Below are 19,060 nucleotides of genomic sequence, written 5' to 3' on the forward strand. Positions count from 1 at the left end.
CCCCATGACCACCGCCCCCGCCACCGCCGGCCGCGAGCGCCGGACGAGCGACGTCGTCGTGATCGGCGCCGGCCCGGCCGGCCTCATGGCCGCCCGCACCGCGAAGGCCCAGGGCCTGTCCGTCACCGTCCTGGAGGCTCGCCGGCGCGTCGGCGGCCGCACCTGGAACGGCCTGGTCGAGGGCGCCGACGGCAAGGACCACTTCATCGAGATCGGCGGCCAGTGGATCTCCCCGGACCAGACCCGCCTCATCTCCCTGGTGGAGGAGCTCGGCCTGCCGACGTTCTCCCGCTTCCGCGACGGTCGCAACGTCTACGTGGACCCGCGCGGAGAACGCCACGTCTACGACGGCCTCGACTTCCCGGTGGCCGAGAAGACGGACCGGGAGATGGATCGCCTGATCGCCAAGATCGACGAACTGACCGCCGAGATCGACGCCGCCGCCCCGTGGGAGCACCCGCGGGCCGCCGAGCTGGACAAGATCTCCTTCCGGCACTGGCTGGAGCAGCAGTCCGACGACCCGGAGGCCATCGACAACGTCTCCATCTACATCGCCTCCGGCATGCTGACCAAGCCCTCCCACACCTTCTCCCTGCTCCAGGCGCTGCTCATGTCCGCCTCGGCGGGGTCGTTCCGCAACCTGGTGGACGAGGACTTCATCCTGGACAAGCGCGTCGAGGGCGGCATGCAGTCCGTGTCCCTGGCCATGGCCGCCGAGCTGGGCGACGACGTCGTCCTCGGCCAGCCGGTGCGCACCCTGCGCTGGGCCGAGCCGGACCCGTCCACCGCGGACGAGAAGAACGGTGTGGCCGCAGACGTGCGCAACGGCGTGGCGCACGACGGCGCCGCCGGCGACGTCGTGGCGCTCACTGACGACTACGAGGTGCACGCCCGCTACGCGGTCCTGGCCGTCCCGCCGAACCTCTACAGCCGCATCTCCTTCGAGCCGCCGATGCCGCGCGAGCAGCAGATCGCGCACCAGCACATCTCCATGGGCCTGGTCATCAAGGTGCACGCCGTGTACGAGACCCCGTTCTGGCGCGAGGAGGGCCTGTCCGGCACGTGCTTCGGTGGGGGCCGTCTCGTCCAGGAGATCTATGACAACACCAACCGCGGCGAGAACCTGGCCGGTGGCGCCCCGGGCAAGGAGGACCCGCACGGCACCCTCGTCGGCTTCGTGTCCGACGTGTACGCGGAGCAGATGTGGGCCCTGCCGGAGGAGGAGCGCAAGGCCGCGATCCTCGGCGCCATGGCCGAGTACCTCGGCCCCCGGACCCTCGAGCCGATCGCGTTCTTCCTCTCGGACATGGCCGCCGAGGAGTGGACCCGAGGCGCCTACGCCACCAGCTACGACCTCGGCGGGCTCTCCCGCTGGGGCCACCTCCAGAACCGCCCGACCGGTCCCATCCACTACGCGTGCTCGGACATCGCAGCCGAGGGCTACCAGCACGTGGACGGCGCGATCCGCATGGGCGAGGCCGCCGCCCTGGCCATCGCCGAGCGGGAAGCCACTGACGCGGGGCAGCCCACCGGCTGACCGGCCCGACGGACAAGGACATCCTCATGAGCGCATCCACCCCACGACGCCGCGTCGTCGACAATGAGGGACACGAGCACGTGTACCCGACCACCTCCGCCATCGAGCAGGTCAACCTGCTCAACCCGGGCGGGGTGAGCAACAAGGGGCTCCAGGCCGGCAAGGTCGGCCTGCTCGGGGCGGTGGTGATCGGCGTCTCCGTCGTCGCCCCCGCCTACACGTTGACCTCGGGCCTCGGGCCGACCATCAGCACCGTCGGCACCCACGTGCCCGCGATCCTGCTGCTCGGCTTCATCCCGATGCTCCTGGTGGCCCTCGGCTACCGGGCGCTGAACACGCGGGTGCCGGACTCCGGCACGTCGTTCACCTGGGCCACGCACGCCTTCGGGCCGTATGTCGGGTGGATGGGCGGCTGGGGGCTCATCGCCGCCTCCGTGATCGTGCTGTCCAACCTGGCGGCCGTCGCCGTCGACTTCACGTTCCTGCTGCTCGCCCAGATCACCGGGAGCCAGGCCATCGCGGACCTGGCCGGCAACCTGTGGGTCAACATCCCCCTGACCCTGGTGTACCTGGCCCTGGCCGGATGGATCTCGCACCGCGGCATGGAGACCACCAAGCACCTGCAGTACATCCTGGTGGCCTTCCAGATCCTGGCCCTCGGTGCGTTCGCGGTCGCCGCCCTGACGCAGTCCTCCCGTGGCGCGGGCTTCGACCCCACCCCGGTGCAGCTGGACTGGTTCAACCCGTTCACCGCGGGCGACTTCAGTGTGGTCGCGGCCGGCGTCTCCCTGTCCATCTTCCTGTTCTGGGGCTGGGACGTGACCCTCACGATGAACGAGGAGACCAAGGACCCCGAGCGCACCCCCGGCCGGGCCGCCGCCGTCACCGTGTTCGTCATCATCGCCGTCTACATCCTGTCCGCCCTGGCCGTGATCTCCTGGGCGGGCATCGGCTCCGAGGGCCTGGGCGCGGGCAACCCGGACAACCAGGAGTCGATCTTCGCGGTCCTCGCCGGCCCGATCCTGGGCCCCTTTGCCGTGATCATGTCCAGCGCGATCCTCGTCAGCTCCCTGGCCTCCCTGCAGTCCACCATGGTCTCCCCGGCCCGCACCCTGCTGGCGATGGGCTTCTACCGGGCTGTGCCCGCGCGCTTCACCGAGCTGAGCCCCCGGTTCAACAGCCCGGCCTTCGCGACCTGGGTGTGCGCGGGCTTCGCCGGCCTCTTCTACGTCGTCACGCGGCTGCTCTCCGAGAACGCCCTGTGGGACACCATCACCGCTCTGGGCCTGATGATCTGCTTCTACTACGGCATCACCGCCCTGGCCTGCGTCTGGTACTTCCGCCGCGAGTGGTTCACCTCGGTGGGCAACGCCCTCACCACCTTCCTGTTCCCGCTGATCGGCGGCCTCGTGCTGCTGGTGATGTTCTGCGTGACCGCGATGGACTCCACCGACCCCGACTACGGCTCCGGCTCCTCCGTGTTCGGTGTCGGCACCGTGTTCATCCTGGGCATGGGCGTGCTGGCCATCGGCGTGGTACTGATGATGTGGACGCGGCTGCGCCACCCGGCCTACTTCCGTGGCGAGACCCTGCCGCAGACGGACTCGACCCGACCCATCCCGATCATCCGTCCGGACGACGACGGCACTGCCGTGGTCCGGGACCCCAACGAGAGGACCCACTCATGAGCACCCCCACCGGCTATCGCGTGCAGGACCCCAGCACCGACCAGGTCGTGGAGACCTTCCCCGCCCTCGCCGACGGTGAGGTCGACCAGGTGCTGGCCGCCGCCGAGACCGCCCAGCGCGCATGGGCCGCCCGCCCCATCGAGGAACGCGCCACCATCGTGCAGAAGGTCGCGGACCTCTTCGAGGAGCGCAAAGACGAGCTCGCGCAGATCATCGCCACCGAGATGGGCAAGCGCGTGACCGAGGGCGTCGAGGAGGCGGAGTTCAGCTCGGCCATCTTCGGCTACTTCGCGGACAAGGGCCCCACCCTCGCCGCGGACCGCCCCATCGAGACCTACGGGGGCGGCCGCGCCATGATCCGCCACCTGCCCCTGGGCGTGCTGCTGGGGGTCATGCCCTGGAACTTCCCGTACTACCAGATCGCCCGTTTCGCCGCGCCGAACCTCATGCTCGGCAACGCGATCGTGCTCAAGCACGCCGAGATCTGCCCCCGCTCGGCCCTGGCCGTGCAGCAGATCATGGACGACGCCGGCGTGCCGGCCGGCGTGTACACCAACGTCTTCGCCACGCACGACCAGATCGCCGAGTTCATCGCCGACCCGCGCGTGGCCGGCGTGTCCCTGACCGGCTCCGAGCGGGCCGGCTCCGTGATCGGCGCGCTCGCGGGCCAGCACCTCAAGAAGGCCGTCCTCGAGCTCGGCGGGTCGGACCCGTACATCGTGCTCGACGCCGAGGACCCGGCCGAGGCCGCCCGCACCGCGTGGGCGACCCGCATGTACAACATGGGCCAGGCCTGCAACTCCAACAAGCGCATGATCGTCACGGCGGACATCCATGACGCCTTCGTGGCCGAGCTGGTGTCCCTGGCCGAGGCCATGAAGCCCGGGGAGGCCGCCGACGAGGACCCGACGGTGTTCACCCCGCTGTCCTCGCGCGGTGCCGCCGAGGGCCTGGCCGAGCAGGTGGAGCGGGCCCGTCAGCAGGGCGCGACCGTCCACGTCGGCGGGACCGTCACGGACGAGGCGGGCGCCCGCTTCGCCCCGGCCGTGATCACGGGCGTCACCTCCGAGATGGACGCCTACCGCGAGGAGCTCTTCGGCCCCGTCGCCGTCGTCTACAAGGTGGAGTCCGCGGACGAGGCGCTCGCTCTCGCCAACGACTCCCAGTACGGCCTGGGCGGCGCCGTGTTCTCCCAGGACGAGGCTCAGGCCGAGCGGATCGCCCGGCAGCTCGAGGTCGGCATGGCCAACGTCAACACGCCGGCGGGAGAAGGGGCGGAGATCCCGTTCGGCGGCATCAAGCGCTCCGGCTTCGGCCGCGAGCTCGGCCCGCTCGGCATGGACGAGTTCGTCAACAAGCAGATGTACTTCGTCCAGGACTGACACCCCACGACGACGACGGGCCCGCCTCCGGTGACCGGAGGCGGGCCCGTCCGCGTCCCGCCGGCGTGGCGGGAGCGATGGGTCAGCGACGCGCATGTCGCACAGCGGGTTCTAGGCTGGCGCGCCCTTGTCCCTTCAACCGGGGCGCGGCCATCATGGACCGGATCCCCGTCGAGAACTGCAGAATCGAGAATGTCTGATGTACCCCACCCCGATTACCTTCGACGTGGCGCGCGCCGGCCGCGCTCTCGCCCAGGTCAGTGTCCGCACCCTGGCCACCGCGGCCGGTCTCGAGAAGGAGCAGCTGCGCCGCTTCGAGAAGGGGCTGGCCGACCTGCGGGTGGACGAGCGTCTGCGTCTGGAGAAGGCCCTGCTGAAGTACGGCGTCGGGCTGGTCCCGGAGGACGAGTTCGGCGGCACGGGGGTCCGCCGGATCTTCACCGCCGAGAAGTCCCGGCGCATCGAGGCCATGGAGAACGAAGGCGGCCCCGCGTACGAGGACGACATCTGAGTCCTCCGCCGACAGGCGGACGGCCCCGCATCCCGGGCAGGGATGCGGGGCCGTCGTCGTCGGTCCGCCGGTGGCGGGGGCTCAGGCGGACTGCAGCGCGTTCGTGACCTCGCTCAGGCCCTCCTTGAGGAGGTCTTCACCGATGGTCAGCGGCGGCAGGAAGCGTACGACGTTGCCGTAGGTGCCGCAGGTGAGCAGGATGACGCCGGCGGCGCGCACGGCCGCGGCCACGGTGGCGGTCAGCGTCGCGTCCGGCTCGCCGGTGGCGGGGTCCACGAACTCGATCGCCATCATCGCGCCGCGGCCGCGGACCTCGGCGATGCGGTCGTCGGCGTTCTGCGCGAAGTGCTCGCGGATGACCTGCTCGATCCGGCGGGCCTTCTCCAGGAGACCGTCCTCCTCGACGGCCTCGAACACGGCGAGCGCCGCCGCCGTGGCGACGGGGTTGCCGCCGTAGGTGCCCCCGAGGCCGCCCGGGTGCACGGAGTCCATCACCTCGGCGCGGCCGGTGACGCCGGAGAGCGGCATGCCGCCGGCGATGCCCTTGGCGGTCGCCATCAGGTCCGGCTCGATGCCCTCGGTCTCGGAGGCGAACCAGGCGCCGGTGCGGGCGATGCCGGACTGGACCTCGTCCGCGATGAACAGGACGTCGTTGGCCTTGCACCACTCGACCACGGCCGGCAGGAAGCCCTCGGCCGGGACGATGAAGCCGCCCTCGCCCTGGATCGGCTCCATGATCACGGCGGCCAGGTTGTCGGCACCGATCTGCTTCTCCAGCGCGGAGATGGCACGCTGCGCGGCCTCGGCGCCGGACAGGCCGTCGCGTAGCGGGTAGGAGCCGGGCACGCGGTAGATCTCGGGGGCGAACGGTCCGAAGCTGTGCTTGTAGGGCATGGACTTGGCGGTCAGCGCCATCGTCAGGGTGGTGCGGCCGTGATAGGCGTGGTCGAACGCGGCCACAGCCTGCTTGCCGGTGTAGGCGCGGGCCACCTTGACGGCGTTCTCCACGGCCTCGGCGCCGGAATTGAACAGGGCGGTGCGGGTCTCGCCGGGGATCGGGCTGGTGCGGTCCAGCTGCTCGGCCACGGCCACGTAGCCCTCGTAGGGCGTGATCATGAACGAGGTGTGGGTGAACTGCGCGACCTGCTCCTGGACGGCGGCCACGACGCGCGGGTGGGAGGCGCCCACGGAGGTGACGGCGATGCCGGAGGCCAGGTCGATCAGGCGGTTGCCGTCCACGTCCTCGAGGATGCCGCCCGCGGCGCGGGCCGCGTACACCGGCATGGTGGTGGCCACGCCGGCCGGGACGGCGCGCTTCTGGCGCTCGGCGAGCTCACGGGAGCGAGGGCCGGGCAGCTCGGTGGCCAGATGGCGGGTCTGCTCGAGGTCGGGGGTGGCGGTCATGGGGATGCCTCCTGGGGACGGCTCACGGGGAGCGTGGACGACGGGCGGGCACGACGACGACGCGTCGGGCCGCGTCCTCCCATGGTGGGGCGTCGAGTCCATGCCGTCCAGTGATGATCTGGCATGGTGGCTATGCTCATCCGGCATGGACGAGAAACTGCTCAGGGCCTTCGTCACGGTGGCCGAGGTCGGCACGGTCTCGGGGGCCGCGATCCGCCTGGATCTCGTGCAGTCCGCGCTCAGTCGGCAGCTGCAGCGGCTTCAGCGTGAGCTGCGCCTGCCCCTGTTCGCCCGGGTCGCCGGCCGGTTCGAGCTGACGACGGCCGGCGAGGCGTTCCTCCCGGTGGCGCGCGAGGTCCTCGTCGCCCATCGACGGGCGGAGCAGGCGGCCCGCGCGCTCGCCTCCGGTCGGCTCACGGACGTGGCCGTGGCCGCGCCGGGCACCACCCTCATCGATGTCGTGCTGCCGTTCGTGGCCACCTTCGGCGAGGAGGACCCGCGCCCGCGCGTCGCGGAGACCCAGCTGGACGACTCGCTGCTCGACGCCGTCGCGCGGCACGACCTCGTGGTGATGCCGACGGTGCCGCCCCCCTCCGTCGCGTCGCTGCCGCTGATGGACCTGCCGGTCTGGGCGTACGTCGCCCCGGGCCACCCCTGGGCGGGCCGGACGCGGGTGTCCCTCGACGACCTCGTGGCCCAACCCGTCGTCGCGCCCGCCCGCACCTTCATGGCGCGACGCGTCCTCGACGGCGCCGTGGCCGTGGCGGGCCTCACGCCGCCGGCCCTCGTCGAGGCGAACTCCGGGCGGGTGGCCCAGGCCCTGGTCGCGACGGGGGCGGGCGTCGCCGTCGTCACCGAGGACCCGGCCTTCGGGCTGACGCCGGTGCGGGTCATCGCGCAGGGGCGGACGCTCGCGGTACGACTGCACGCGGCGTGGCGGGAGGACCACTTCGCCGCCGAGACGCTGCAGGCGCTCGCCCGTCGCCTGCAGGCCTTCGTCCGGGACCGCTATGCCGAGCCCGGGGATGACGCGCCGCGCTGAGGCCGGAGCGCGTGAGACCATGCCGTCGTCGGACGCGGCCCCGGGCGGGCCGCGTCGATGCACACGAGGGGAGAACCCGGATGAACACCACCGTCCGACGCGCCCTGTGGGTGGTCCTGGTGCTGCTGTGCCTGGGACTCGTGTTCCTCGCGCTGCGCGGGGTGCTGGCGGTCGGCGCCGTGCCGATCAGCGCCGCCCCCACCCTCAGCGCCACGGCGTCCGCGACCCCGTCGCCGTCGCCGTCGCCGTCCTCGGCACGCTTCACGCCCAGCCCCGCACCGACGGCCACACCGATCCCGACGCCGAGCCCGTCCTCGGCGTCACCCACGCGGGAGGCGGCGGTTCCCGTCGAGACCCAGGAGCTCGCCGGCACACCCACGCCGTCCGAGGAGCCGACCCCCACCGAGGAGCCGGCGCCGTCCGAGGAGCCGGCACCGTCCGAGGAGCCGACCCCCGCCGCGGCCGCCCACCTCTCCGGCCCCGCCGCCCCGTGGGACGAGGTCACGGCGACGCCCGTGCACGTGGACGTCCACCAGGACGGCGAGCAGATCGTCGGAGCGGGGATCGACCTCACGCAGTTGGATGAGGGCGGCGACCTGGACCCGGAGCCACAGACGGTCGGCTGGTACGGCCCGCCGCAGTGGGGCACCACGCCGGGGGAGCGCTCCCGGTACGCGGGGGTCCTGGCCGGGCACGTCGTCTACTACGGCGTGCGGGACGTGTTCTGGAACCTGGGCGACGTGCGCGCGGGTGCCGTCGTCGTGGTGACATACGACGACGGCACGCAGGCCGCCTTCGAGGCGGACGCGGACGCGGTCTCGGTGGAGAAGGAGGCGCTCACCCAGGATCCGGCGCACCGCTGGGCCTGGGAGCCCGGGGGCGACGACGCGAAGGTCACGCTGATCACGTGCGACCTCGTGCCGGGCACCGGGATGGCCGGGAACGCCTTCAACAACTGGGTGGTGCAGGCCACCCGCGTCGCCTGAGGCCGCGGCGACCCCGGGGCAGGGAGGCCGGAGGGGTACCCTGGGGAGGCCGGGGCGGCCGACCGCGTCGGACCGCCATTGACCCCGTGACCGGGTGACGACCGCCGAGAGGACCTGCGCCCATGAGCCGAGCCGACATCGCCCCCGCCCGCGTGCGCCCCCGCCGCTGGAGCGTGGCCGTCGGAGGGGCGCTCCTGAGCATCACCCTGGCCACCGGCGGCTGCAGCGTCGCCGAGGAGCCCGGACAGACCGGTGGCACGGAGGCGGGGAACACCTACCTGGAGGGCGTGCTGGCCAGCCCCAGCCAGACGTCCGCCGACCCGCTCGCGGCGGACATCCAGTTCGCGGGTCTGCTGCTGCGCAACCACCGCGACGCGATCCAGCAGTCCGATGAGGTGCTGGGCAAGGACGGCGTGGACCAGGAGATCCGGGCCACCGCCGAACGGATGAAGTCCGAGCACGAGGAGCGGGCGCGCCGGCTCGAGTCGATGCTCGAGGGCTGGGGCGTCCCCTCGGATGACGTGCGCGGTGCGGGTGCCGAGTCGACCCCGTCTGCGCAGCCCGAGTCCACGGAGGACGCGGAGCCGACCCAGATCGTGGGCGACGAGTTGCGCGCCGGACTCCTGTCCGACCGGGAGAAGAACGTGCTGGCCGCCGCCGAGCCGGAGGAGGCGGGACGGATCTACCTGCTCCAGATGCGCCGCCTCTATCAGGGCGCGCTGACGATCTCCGCCACGGAGGCGGAGGACGGCTCGGACGACGCGGCGAAGGAGCTGGCCTCCAGCGTGGTCGAGGGCCATCGCAAGGAGCTGGAGAGTTTGGCCGCGACGCTCGGGGAGATGGGCGTGATCGGGTCGAGCGGGGCGCGCACGGCGGAACCGTCCGGGTTCACCGGCCCCATCAAGATCGAGGGCACCGGCGCCGACGGCGGCTCCGTCCCCTCGGACTTCGTCCCGGAGCCGCTGCAGCGGGTGCGCAACTTCCGCGCCACCCAGAAACCGGTGCTGCCGTCGTCGAGCTCGCCCAGTTCCTCCAGCGCGTCGGGCCCCGCCAGCGCGTCCGGCCGGGACGCCGAGGACCAGCGGGGGCGGGACGCCGCATCGGCGAGCCCGTCGCCCAGCCCGGCCGACACGGCGCAGGCCACCCCGCGCCCCTCCTCCGGGGCAAGCCCCTCGTCCAGCGCGTCCCGCTGACGCGCCGCATCGGCCGGACGGCCCGATCCGCATCGGGCGACGCCGTGACCGAGTCGATAGCGCTTCGTCACCGGTCAGTGACCCGCCTCACGTCTGTGCGGCATAGATTCGTGCCGACGCGGCGAGTGCGGCATCCGGTCGACCTCGGGCGTCCGAGCCGGGGAACCCTTCGGCCCGTCGCAGCACCGCACCCCTGGAGGAGCACGATGCGCACCGCCCGACCGACCCGCCTTGCCGCCGCCCTGGGCGCCGGCGTCCTTCTCACCGGCCTGGGGGCGACCCCCGTCCTCGCCTCACCCGCCCACCCCGCTGGATGGACCGCCGAGCACGACCTGCCCGGCGGATCCTTCCTCGTGGCCAGCGCGGAGGGTGAGACCGGTGCCTCCTTCGGCACCGAGTTCGAGGTGGACGAGTCCGACGTCCGCCTGACGGTGGCTCCGGTGCTGGAGGGGGAGGCCCGCGGCGCCGAGACCGAGGTCCCGTTCACGTACGACGACGAGTTGGAGCGCGGTGACTTCGACGTCGCCGCGGCCCGGCGGAGCCTGGGCGAGTCGGGGACCGGTCCCGTCGTCTACACCCTCTACCGCTGACCCGGGCGAGCCGCTGCGCGCCGACCAGCGTCATGAGCTCGGCTTCCACATGCTCCCCACCGCCTGGGACACCACCCTGCTCGCGGCGCCGGGGGAGCGACACGTGTTCATCTCCTCGTACACGGGCGATGAGGCGGCGCCGCTGACGCTCGTCGCGGGCCCGGCCGAGGGTCGGGTCGTCGAGGTGGCGGAGGAGGAGACCGGCGGGCCGCGCGGCTACGTGTACCAGGCGCCCGAGGGCTTCACCGGATCCGACACCGTCACCCTGCGGGCCACGAGGGACGGCGTGACGACGACGCGGACGGTGACCGTGCGGTTCGGCGACCCCCGCGTGGACCTCTACGACTGGGAGAACGGGCGGATCCCGGGGTTCGTGACCTTCCCCGTGGCCGGTCTGTTCGACGACGCTCCGGCTCCGGGTCAGCCGGCCGATCCCGACACTCCCACCTCGCCGGCGGAGCCCGAGACCCCTGCGGATCCGGCCGACGGCGAGCACACGGTGCCGGACACGGTCGAGACCGGGCGTGGTCCGGCGGCGTGGCCCGTCGCCGTCGCGGTGCTGGCCGCGGGCGTCCTGGCCGTGGTGCGCCGGCACCGCGTCGCGGCCTGACCGCGCCGGTCAGCGGGGCGCGAGCAGCGCGCTCTTCTCCGGGTGCTCGTCGAACCACTGGGCGACGTACCAGCACATCGGCACGATGCGGCGGCCCCCCGCGGGGCCGCCGTTCGTCTCGATGTCCTCGACGGCGCCCGCGGTCAGCGCGGCGGCGTGGCCCCGGCCGCGGTGCACGGGGATGGTGAACGCCCGGTTCAGGGAGACGGCCGCGCCGTTGTCCCGGAAGTCGAGGACGGCGAGCAGTGTGCCGCCGTCGTGGAGCTCGTAACGGGACTCGGCGTCATTGCGGGTGACGGTGGGAGAGGTGCTCATGCCGGGGCAACCCCCGGTGGTGACGGGGTATTCCGGTGCCGGCCGGCGGCGGGCTCCTACATGTAGTGGTCCGCGGGGGTCGGACACGCCGCTCGCAGACGTGGCGAACTCGACTTTCCGGCTGTGGGAACCCGGCCCCGAGATCTCCACCGGCTGTGGACAGTCGACCTCGGTCCCGGCGTGTCCCGCATGTCCGCGCGGATCGTCTCGCACAGCAGGGTGTGGACAGGATGGGCAGAGGGTGGGGATACGTAACTACAGCGGTGTGACTACTACATGTAGGGATGGTTCCCGGCCGTGATCACTAGATGTAGTATCGACGCAGATGTTCGGCACGCCCCGCGATGCACCTCGCGAGCGCCGCGCCGACACCCGCAGACCACCAGAGACCACGAAGGAACAGGGATCGCCATGACCGTCACCGTGTACACCAAGCCGGCCTGCGTGCAGTGCAACGCCACCTACCGTGCACTGGACAAGAAGGGCATCGCCTACGAGGTCGTGGACATGTCCCAGGACCCCGCCGCCCTCGAGCGCGTCCGTGCCCTCGGCTTCATGCAGGCCCCCGTCGTCGTCACCGAGACCGACTCCTGGTCCGGCTTCCGCCCGGACAAGATCGCCGAGCTCGCCGAGTCCGCCGCGGCATCGGTGGCCTGACCGGAGCCGACATGACCGTCGCCGCGGACCCGAGCCACATCCGCTCGGCCGAGGCGCAGGGGCTCGTCCCCACCGACGCGGGACTGATCTACTTCTCCTCCGCCTCCAACTACACGCACCGCTTCGTCGAGAAGCTCGAGCTGCCCGAGGACCGGGTGGCTCGACTGCCGTTGATCACCCGGGAGCCCACCCTCGGGGCCACCGCCCCGTACGTCCTGATGACCCCCACCTACGGCGGGGGCAGCGGGCCGGGCGCGGTCCCGAAGCAGGTGATCAAGTTCCTCAACGTCCCGGAGAACCGTCACTGGATTCGGGGCGTGATCGCGTCCGGGAACACCAACTTCCATGAGGGCTACTGCCTGGCCGGCTACATCATCTCCCGCAAGTGCCAGGTGCCCCTCATGTACAAATTCGAGCTGATGGGCACGCCCGACGACGTCGAACGCGTCCGCGGCGGCCTGGAAGGACTGTGGACATGACCACCACCGCACCCACCGAGGCGGACCTCATCCGCCAGGCGAAGAACATGCCCGCCGAGTGGCAGAACCTCGGCTACCACGAGCTCAACGCCATGCTGAACCTCTACGGCGCCGACGGTCGCATCCAGTTCGAGGCCGACCACGCGGCCGCGCGCCAGTACTTCCTGCAGCACGTCAACACCAACACGGTGTTCTTCCACGACCTGGAGGAGAAGCTCGACTACCTGCAGAAGAACGACTACTACGAGACCGAGACGTTCGAGCAGTACCCCTTCGAGTTCATCCGGGGCCTGTTCGATCGTGCCTACAAGGCCAAGTTCCGCTTCCCGACATTCCTCGGCGCGTTCAAGTTCTACACCTCGTACGCCCTGAAGACCTTCGACGGCAAGCGCTACCTCGAGCGCTACGAGGACCGCGTCGCCGTCGTCGCCCTCCACCTGGCCCGGGGCGACCAGGAGCTGGCCACCCACCTGGTGGACGAGATGATCGCCGGCCGCTTCCAGCCGGCCACCCCCACCTTCCTCAACTCGGGCAAGAAGCAGCGCGGCGAGCTCGTCTCCTGCTTCCTGCTGCGCATCGAGGACAACATGGAGTCGATCGCCCGCGGCATCAACTCCGCCCTGCAGCTGTCCAAGCGCGGCGGTGGCGTGGCCCTCTCGCTGACCAACATCCGCGAGCACGGCGCGCCCATCAAGCAGATCGAGAACCAGTCCTCCGGCGTCATCCCCGTGATGAAGCTCCTCGAGGACTCCTTCTCCTACGCCAACCAGCTCGGCGCGCGTCAGGGCGCCGGCGCGGTGTACCTCAACGCGCACCACCCGGACATCCACCGCTTCCTCGACACCAAGCGCGAGAACGCGGACGAGAAGATCCGCATCAAGACCCTCTCCCTCGGCGTCGTGATCCCGGACATCACGTTCCAGCTGGCGAAGAAGAACGAGGACATGTACCTGTTCTCGCCGTACGACGTCGAGCGTGTCTACGGGGTGCCGTTCTCCGAGATCTCCGTGACCGAGAAGTACTACGAGATGGTCGACGACGCGCGGATCAAGAAGACCAAGATCAACGCGCGCGAGTTCTTCCAGACCATCGCCGAGATCCAGTTCGAGTCCGGCTACCCGTACGTCGTGTTCGAGGACACCGTGAACGCCGCGAACCCGATCAAGGGCCGCATCACCATGTCCAACCTGTGCTCCGAGATCCTGCAGGTCTCCGAGGCCTCCGAGTACAACGAGGACCTGAGCTACGCCCACGTGGGCCAGGACATCTCCTGCAACCTCGGCTCGATGAACATCGCCAAGACCATGGACTCGCCGGACTTCGGCCGGTCCGTGGAGACCGCGATCCGTGCGCTGACGGCCGTGTCGGTCATGTCCGACATCCAGTCGGTGCCGTCCATCGCCAAGGGCAACGCGGCCTCCCACGCCATCGGCCTGGGGCAGATGAACCTCCACGGCTACCTGGCACGCGAGCGCGTCCACTACGGCTCGGAGGAGGGCATCGACTTCACGAACATGTACTTCTACGCGGTGCTGTTCCACGCGCTGCGGGCCTCGAACCGGATCGCCATCGAGACCGGCCAGCGGTTCGGCGGGTTCGAGGACTCGAAGTACGCCTCGGGGGAGTTCTTCGACAAGTACACGGACCAGGAGTGGGCGCCCGCCACCGAGCGCGTCGCCGAGCTGTTCGCCGAGGCCGGCATCGCCCTGCCCACGCAGGACGACTGGCGTGAGCTGAAGGCCTCCGTCATGGAGCACGGCATCTTCAACCGCAACCTGCAGGCCGTCCCGCCGACGGGCTCGATCTCGTACATCAACAACTCGACCTCCTCGATCCACCCGGTGGCCTCGAAGATCGAGATCCGCAAGGAGGGCAAGCTCGGCCGCGTGTACTACCCGGCGCCGTACCTCACCAACGAGAACCTCGAGTACTACGAGGACGCGTACGAGATCGGCTACGAGAAGATCATCGACACGTACGCCGCGGCGACGCAGCACGTGGACCAGGGCCTGTCCCTGACGCTGTTCTTCAAGGACACGGCCACCACCCGTGACCTGAACCGCGCGCAGATCTACGCGTGGACGAAGGGCATCAAGACGATCTACTACATCCGCCTGCGCCAGCTCGCGCTGGAGGGCACCGAGGTCGAGGGCTGCGTCAGCTGCATGCTCTGACAGCCGACCCTTCGAGGCGGGAAATCCCGCGTATTCCGCGCTTCTGAGCGCGGGTGCGCTCGATTTCCCGCCTCGAAGCGGGGCGGCGCGCACGGACGGACGGGGCGGGCCCACGACGTTGTGAGCCCGGACCTGCCCGAGTGGCTGCCGCTGCACCTGCGGGCCTAGACTGTCCGGGACCCGCGCCCCGATGACCGTGCTCCCGTGAGCCCCCGGAATCCGCGGATTCTCAACGAATTCTTCTGAAGGATGTGCCCTGCCGTGACCGAGACCCAGCAGTCCCACCTCGTCGAGGCGATCAACTGGAACCGCATTCAGGACGAGAAGGATGTGGAGGTGTGGAACCGCCTCGTCAACAACTTCTGGCTGCCGGAGAAGGTGCCGCTGTCCAACGACGTCCAGTCCTGGTCCCACCTCACGGATGAGGAGCGACTGCTCTCCATGCGCGTGTTCACGGGCCTGACGCTGCTGGACACGATCCAGGGCACCGTGGGCGCCGTCTCCCTCATCCCGGACGCCATGACCCCGCACGAGGAGGCCGTCCTCACGAACATCGCGTTCATGGAGTCGGTGCACGCGAAGTCGTACTCCTCGATCTTCTCCACGCTGGCCTCCACCCCGGAGATCGACGAGGCGTTCCGCTGGTCCCGTGAGAACCGGAACCTGCAGGCCAAGGCCGGCCTGATCGTGGAGCGCTATGACGGCCAGGACCCGTACAAGAAGAAGATCGCCTCCACCCTGCTCGAGTCTTTCCTCTTCTACTCGGGCTTCTACTGGCCCATGTACCTCTCCGCGCACGCCCGCCTCACCAACACCGCCGACCTGATCCGCCTGATCATCCGCGACGAGGCCGTGCACGGGTACTACATCGGCTACAAGTACCAGCGGAGCATCGAGACCCTGCCTGAGGAGAAGCGGGAGGAGCTCAAGGCGTTCACCTTCGAGCTGCTGTTCGAGCTGTACGAGAACGAGGTCGAGTACACCCATGACCTCTACGACGCCGTCGGCCTGGCCGAGGACGTGAAGAAGTTCCTGCACTACAACGCGAACAAGGCGCTGATGAACCTGGGCTACGAGCCCATGTTCCCGGCCGAGACCACGAACGTGAACCCCGCGATCCTCTCCGCGCTCTCCCCGAACTCGGACGAGAACCACGACTTCTTCTCCGGATCCGGCTCCTCCTACGTGATCGGCAAGGCCGAGAACACCGAGGACGAGGACTGGGACTTCTGACCTCGCCCGCCTGAGCCCCGTCCCGACGACGGCCGGTCGCCTCCCCGCGGAGGCGCCCGGCCGTCGTCGTCTCGCGGGGGCATCACACGTCGACACCCGGGCCCGCAGTATGACGCTGCGCGTCACCGCCCTGCCCGATGGAGCGCACACGCTGCGATACGCTTGGGCCCAGCTTCAGGAGAAGCGGCTGTGGACCCCGCCTCGGCGGGTCCACGTGGTCCCACGACGAGCCGCTCGCCAACCCCATGTTCACGGGTGGCAACGGACCGAGAAGCGGCCTGCCTCCGCTGCGTGCAGACCCCTCGAGGGGAGCCCGCGGTGACTGGGGGACGGGCAAGAGCAGCGTTCGAAAGGATCCCGGCCTCCGGCTCGGGGCGTCTCTCGCCCCCCGCCCGCCGTGCTGTGCCCCGCGGGGAATCACCCACCGCACGGCCCACCCCGCACCGTTCCGCACCCGCCGTGCCCACCCGCGCCGGCGACGTCGCACCGTCCTCCAAGGAGAACCCCATGACGACCCCCTCGAACATCTCCCGCCGCTCCTTCGCCGGCCTGTCCCTGGCCGCCGTCGGCGCGTTCGCCCTGACCGCCTGCAACTCGCAGGCCGAGGAGAAGAGCGACGACGGCGCCCAGACCGTGCGCATCGGCGTCGTGTCCGAGAACGAGTCGCACCGCGCCCTGGTGAAGCTCGCGAAGGAGAAGCACGGCATCGACGTCGAGATCCGCAACTTCACCGAGTACACGCAGCCGAACCCGGCGCTGGACAATGGCGACATCGACATGAACTGGTTCCAGCACATCGCCTACTTGGCCGACTACAACCAGGCCTCCGGCAAGGACCTGACGATGATCGGGACCACCGAGATCATCCCGCTGCCCCTGTACTCCAAGAAGTACACGGACGTCTCCGAGTTCAAGAAGGGCGACACCGTCGCCATCCCGAACGACACCGTGAATCAGGCCCGTGCCATCAATGTGCTCGTCGCCGCCGGCCTGTTGAAGCTGTCCAATGAGACCATCCGCCCGGAGGTCCGCGACATCGACGAGGCCGCCTCCACCGTGACGGTGCAGCCCGTGGCCGCGCAGCAGACCGTGAACGCGCTCGAGTCCGTGCAGGGCGCGGTCATCAACAACACCTTCTCGGCGGACGCCGGCATCGACACGAACACCGCCCTGTTCAAGGACGACCCCGAGGACGACTCCGCCAAGCCGTACGTCAACGGCTTCGCCGTGCGTCGCGAGGACCGCGACAACGAGACCTACAAGAAGATCGCGGCCCTGTACCACGAGCAGCCCGTGCTGGATGAGTCCGCGAAGCTCTCCTCCGGCACGAGCGTGCCGGTGCAGCTCGACACCGCCCAGATCGACGAGACCCTGAAGCAGTACCAGGACGCGATCGCGAAGCAGGGCGCCTGATCCATGGCAGGTTCCCATACGTCCGACCGTGACGCGGTCACCCCGGGGCGCCCCTCCGCGGGCGCCCCGGGGGAGCCGGTCATCGTCTTCGACCACGTCAGCCGCGTCTACGCCGCCAAGAAGGGTGCCGGTGTGAAGGCCGTGGACGACGTCTCGCTCGCCGTGAACCGCGGCGAGGTCTTCGGCGTCATCGGCTTCTCCGGCGCCGGCAAGTCCACCCTGATCCGCATGATCAACGGGCTGGAGAAGCCGACGTCGGGCACCGTCACGGTGCTGGGCCAGCAGGTCTCCCATCTCTCCGAAGCGAAGCTGCGTCCGCTGCGCACCCGCATCGGCATGGTGTTCCAGCAGTTCAACCTGCTGACCTCCCGCACGGTGGCCGGGAACATCGAGTTTGCTCTGGACACGGCCGGCTGGCCGCGGTCCAAACGCCGCGCTCGCGTGGCGGAGCTGCTCGAGTTCGTCGGCCTGGCGGACAAGGCCAAGCACTACCCGGAGCAGCTCTCGGGCGGCCAGAAGCAGCGCGTCGGCATCGCCCGCGCCCTGGCCGCCGAGCCGGAGATCCTGCTCGCAGACGAGGCCACCAGCGCCCTGGATCCCTCGACGACGCACGAGGTGCTCTCCGTGCTGCGCCGCGTCAACGAGGAGCTCGGGGTCACGATCGTGGCCATCACCCACGAGATGGAGGTCATCCGCTCGATCGCCGACCGCGTCGCCGTGATGGACAGCGGCCGCGTGGTGGAGTCCGGCAAGGTCTACGACCTCTTCTCTCGGCCCGCCCACTCCGCCGACGCCGCGTCCTTCGTGGCCACGGCGCTCAAGGACCGGCCGAATGCCGAGGAGGTGGCCCGCATCCGGGCGCGCACCGAGGGTCGGCTGATCATGGTCTCGCTCAAGGACTCCGCCGCGGTCTCGGCGGTGCTCGGCACCGCATCGACGCGCGGCGTGGGCTTCGAGATCGTCCACGGCGGCATGTCCGCCACCAAGGACTCCGCGTACGGCCTGCTCACCGTGGCGCTCACGGGCGAGGCCGCCGCGGTGGACGCGTTTGTCGCGGACCTGGCCGGCGCCGGAGACGTGCAGGAGGTGCACCAGTGATCGACCGATTCCAGAACCTCGACTGGGGGTACTACGGCCCCGAGCTGATGACCGCCGTGGGGGACACCCTCTACATGGTCGGCTGGTCCTTCATCCTCGGCGGCATCCTCGGCCTGCTGGTCGGGCTCGTCCTCTACACCACGCGCCCGGGCGGCATCTTCGCCAACCGTGCCGTCTACCTGGTCACGAACTTCATCGTGAACCTCATCCGGCCCATCCCGTTCGTCATCCTCATCGCCGCCCTGCAGCCGCTGACCATCGCGGTGCTCGGCACCGGCATCGGCAACACCGCCGTGGTGTTCTGCATGATCTGGGCGTCCACGTTCGGCATCGCCCGCATCGTGGAGCAGAACCTCGTCTCGCTGGACCCCGGCGTGATCGAGGCCGCCCGCGCGATGGGCGCCTCCCGCATGCGGATCGTGCGCGCCGTGGTGCTGCCCGAGGCCCTCGGCCCGCTGATCCTCGGCTTCACGTTCGTGATCATCTCGCTCGTGGACATGTCCGCGATGGCGGGCATCATCGGCGGCGGCGGCGTCGGCAACTTCGCCATCGTGGAGGGCTACAACCGGTTCCGTCCGGAGGTCACCTGGCTGGCCGTGATCGTGGTGATCGTGTTCGTCCAGGCGCTGCAGCTGATCGGCAACGGCATCGCCCGCAAGGTCATGCGCCGCTGAACCCCGGCTCGGTCCGCACGACGACGGCCGGTGACATCCCGCGGGGACGTCACCGGCCGTCGTCGTCGTTCTGG

The 19,060-nt window shown here is 70.3% G+C and carries 18 protein-coding genes; 16 read left to right on the forward strand and 2 right to left on the reverse strand.

The genetic code is table 11. The features are described 5' to 3' along the window. Window positions 1–4 precede the first annotated feature (4 nt). From QL983_RS02865 to QL983_RS02880, 4 genes are all read left to right on the forward strand, one after another. Window positions 5–1,537 (forward strand): NAD(P)/FAD-dependent oxidoreductase, encoded by a 1,533-nt coding sequence (locus tag QL983_RS02865; RefSeq protein ID WP_041103003.1) that lies wholly within the window; start codon window positions 5–7, stop codon window positions 1,535–1,537. Window positions 1,538–1,563: 26 nt separating this feature from the next. Continuing rightward, on the forward strand, window positions 1,564–3,225 hold the full coding sequence (locus QL983_RS02870; protein WP_290151186.1) for an APC family permease: 1,662 nt from the start codon (window positions 1,564–1,566) through the stop codon (window positions 3,223–3,225). Then, complete coding sequence (locus tag QL983_RS02875) at window positions 3,222–4,607, forward strand: NAD-dependent succinate-semialdehyde dehydrogenase (protein WP_044659075.1); 1,386 nt, start codon at window positions 3,222–3,224, stop codon at window positions 4,605–4,607. The genes QL983_RS02870 and QL983_RS02875 overlap by 4 nt, the downstream gene beginning before the upstream one ends. 199 nt (window positions 4,608–4,806) lie before the next feature. Beyond that, window positions 4,807–5,118 (forward strand): hypothetical protein, encoded by a 312-nt coding sequence (locus tag QL983_RS02880; RefSeq protein WP_036340936.1) that lies wholly within the window; start codon window positions 4,807–4,809, stop codon window positions 5,116–5,118. Window positions 5,119–5,199: 81 nt separating this feature from the next. Here QL983_RS02880 and gabT read toward each other — a convergent pair whose 3' ends face one another. Beyond that, window positions 5,200–6,522 (reverse strand): 4-aminobutyrate--2-oxoglutarate transaminase, encoded by a 1,323-nt coding sequence (gene gabT, locus QL983_RS02885; protein ID WP_041103009.1) that lies wholly within the window; start codon window positions 6,520–6,522, stop codon window positions 5,200–5,202. A 145-nt stretch (window positions 6,523–6,667) separates the two neighbouring features. On the opposite strand from gabT, the gene QL983_RS02890 reads away from it, so the two are divergent. The 5 genes from QL983_RS02890 to QL983_RS02910 all read left to right on the forward strand — a co-directional run bounded on the left by QL983_RS02890 (window position 6,668) and on the right by QL983_RS02910 (window position 10,943). Further along, window positions 6,668–7,564, forward strand: a complete 897-nt coding sequence (locus QL983_RS02890) for a LysR family transcriptional regulator (RefSeq protein WP_044659074.1) — start codon at window positions 6,668–6,670, stop codon at window positions 7,562–7,564. An 80-nt stretch (window positions 7,565–7,644) separates the two neighbouring features. Next, window positions 7,645–8,550 (forward strand): class F sortase, encoded by a 906-nt coding sequence (locus QL983_RS02895; RefSeq protein ID WP_044659073.1) that lies wholly within the window; start codon window positions 7,645–7,647, stop codon window positions 8,548–8,550. 122 nt (window positions 8,551–8,672) lie between these two features. Then, on the forward strand, window positions 8,673–9,743 hold the full coding sequence (locus tag QL983_RS02900) for a DUF305 domain-containing protein (RefSeq protein WP_044659072.1): 1,071 nt from the start codon (window positions 8,673–8,675) through the stop codon (window positions 9,741–9,743). A gap of 206 nt (window positions 9,744–9,949) precedes the next feature. Beyond that, window positions 9,950–10,333: a hypothetical protein gene (locus QL983_RS02905; RefSeq protein ID WP_223247534.1), complete on the forward strand. Its 384-nt coding sequence runs from the start codon at window positions 9,950–9,952 to the stop codon at window positions 10,331–10,333. Window positions 10,334–10,382: 49 nt separating this feature from the next. Then, window positions 10,383–10,943, forward strand: coding sequence for a hypothetical protein (locus QL983_RS02910; RefSeq protein ID WP_223247535.1), 561 nt, complete (start codon window positions 10,383–10,385; stop codon window positions 10,941–10,943). 9 nt (window positions 10,944–10,952) lie between these two features. Here QL983_RS02910 and QL983_RS02915 read toward each other — a convergent pair whose 3' ends face one another. Further along, a complete protein-coding gene (locus QL983_RS02915) occupies window positions 10,953–11,258 on the reverse strand; it encodes a GNAT family N-acetyltransferase (protein WP_044659652.1) in 306 nt (101 codons plus the stop codon). Between the two features lie 411 nt (window positions 11,259–11,669). Here QL983_RS02915 and nrdH point away from each other — a divergent pair, with 411 nt between their 5' ends. The 7 genes from nrdH (at window position 11,670) to QL983_RS02950 (ending at window position 18,986) form a co-directional block, all read left to right on the forward strand. Further along, entirely contained in the window at window positions 11,670–11,915 is a 246-nt protein-coding gene (nrdH, locus tag QL983_RS02920; RefSeq protein ID WP_036313172.1) for a glutaredoxin-like protein NrdH, read from the forward strand. 11 nt (window positions 11,916–11,926) lie between these two features. Then, entirely contained in the window at window positions 11,927–12,394 is a 468-nt protein-coding gene (gene nrdI / locus QL983_RS02925) for a class Ib ribonucleoside-diphosphate reductase assembly flavoprotein NrdI (RefSeq protein ID WP_004167610.1), read from the forward strand. Beyond that, complete coding sequence (gene nrdE / locus QL983_RS02930) at window positions 12,391–14,568, forward strand: class 1b ribonucleoside-diphosphate reductase subunit alpha (RefSeq protein ID WP_036381627.1); 2,178 nt, start codon at window positions 12,391–12,393, stop codon at window positions 14,566–14,568. The genes nrdI and nrdE overlap by 4 nt, the downstream gene beginning before the upstream one ends. A gap of 261 nt (window positions 14,569–14,829) precedes the next feature. Beyond that, window positions 14,830–15,801, forward strand: a complete 972-nt coding sequence (gene nrdF / locus QL983_RS02935; protein WP_036313177.1) for a class 1b ribonucleoside-diphosphate reductase subunit beta — start codon at window positions 14,830–14,832, stop codon at window positions 15,799–15,801. A gap of 507 nt (window positions 15,802–16,308) precedes the next feature. Beyond that, on the forward strand, window positions 16,309–17,214 hold the full coding sequence (locus QL983_RS02940; protein ID WP_073115374.1) for a MetQ/NlpA family ABC transporter substrate-binding protein: 906 nt from the start codon (window positions 16,309–16,311) through the stop codon (window positions 17,212–17,214). Between the two features lie 3 nt (window positions 17,215–17,217). Next, window positions 17,218–18,312: a methionine ABC transporter ATP-binding protein gene (locus tag QL983_RS02945; protein ID WP_078026103.1), complete on the forward strand. Its 1,095-nt coding sequence runs from the start codon at window positions 17,218–17,220 to the stop codon at window positions 18,310–18,312. After that, window positions 18,309–18,986, forward strand: a complete 678-nt coding sequence (locus QL983_RS02950; RefSeq protein WP_036313181.1) for a methionine ABC transporter permease — start codon at window positions 18,309–18,311, stop codon at window positions 18,984–18,986. Before QL983_RS02945 ends, QL983_RS02950 begins: the two co-directional genes overlap by 4 nt. Window positions 18,987–19,060 lie beyond the last annotated feature (74 nt).

Origin of the sequence: Micrococcus sp. APC 4021 (genome assembly GCF_030407635.1) — a bacterium.
Lineage (GTDB): Bacteria > Actinomycetota > Actinomycetes > Actinomycetales > Micrococcaceae > Micrococcus > Micrococcus luteus.

What these genes read in the sequence shown, in the direction of transcription:
- QL983_RS02865 (WP_041103003.1), top strand. Translation starts at nt 5, where the DNA reads ATGACCACCGCCCCCGCCACCGCCGGCCGCGAGCGCCGGACGAGCGAC.
- QL983_RS02870 (WP_290151186.1), top strand. Translation starts at nt 1,564, where the DNA reads ATGAGCGCATCCACCCCACGACGCCGCGTCGTCGACAATGAGGGACAC.
- QL983_RS02875 (WP_044659075.1), top strand. Translation starts at nt 3,222, where the DNA reads ATGAGCACCCCCACCGGCTATCGCGTGCAGGACCCCAGCACCGACCAG.
- QL983_RS02880 (WP_036340936.1), top strand. Translation starts at nt 4,807, where the DNA reads ATGTACCCCACCCCGATTACCTTCGACGTGGCGCGCGCCGGCCGCGCT.
- gabT (WP_041103009.1), bottom strand. Translation starts at nt 6,522, where the DNA reads ATGACCGCCACCCCCGACCTCGAGCAGACCCGCCATCTGGCCACCGAG.
- QL983_RS02890 (WP_044659074.1), top strand. Translation starts at nt 6,668, where the DNA reads ATGGACGAGAAACTGCTCAGGGCCTTCGTCACGGTGGCCGAGGTCGGC.
- QL983_RS02895 (WP_044659073.1), top strand. Translation starts at nt 7,645, where the DNA reads ATGAACACCACCGTCCGACGCGCCCTGTGGGTGGTCCTGGTGCTGCTG.
- QL983_RS02900 (WP_044659072.1), top strand. Translation starts at nt 8,673, where the DNA reads ATGAGCCGAGCCGACATCGCCCCCGCCCGCGTGCGCCCCCGCCGCTGG.
- QL983_RS02905 (WP_223247534.1), top strand. Translation starts at nt 9,950, where the DNA reads ATGCGCACCGCCCGACCGACCCGCCTTGCCGCCGCCCTGGGCGCCGGC.
- QL983_RS02910 (WP_223247535.1), top strand. Translation starts at nt 10,383, where the DNA reads ATGCTCCCCACCGCCTGGGACACCACCCTGCTCGCGGCGCCGGGGGAG.
- QL983_RS02915 (WP_044659652.1), bottom strand. Translation starts at nt 11,258, where the DNA reads ATGAGCACCTCTCCCACCGTCACCCGCAATGACGCCGAGTCCCGTTAC.
- nrdH (WP_036313172.1), top strand. Translation starts at nt 11,670, where the DNA reads ATGACCGTCACCGTGTACACCAAGCCGGCCTGCGTGCAGTGCAACGCC.
- nrdI (WP_004167610.1), top strand. Translation starts at nt 11,927, where the DNA reads ATGACCGTCGCCGCGGACCCGAGCCACATCCGCTCGGCCGAGGCGCAG.
- nrdE (WP_036381627.1), top strand. Translation starts at nt 12,391, where the DNA reads ATGACCACCACCGCACCCACCGAGGCGGACCTCATCCGCCAGGCGAAG.
- QL983_RS02940 (WP_073115374.1), top strand. Translation starts at nt 16,309, where the DNA reads ATGACGACCCCCTCGAACATCTCCCGCCGCTCCTTCGCCGGCCTGTCC.
- QL983_RS02945 (WP_078026103.1), top strand. Translation starts at nt 17,218, where the DNA reads ATGGCAGGTTCCCATACGTCCGACCGTGACGCGGTCACCCCGGGGCGC.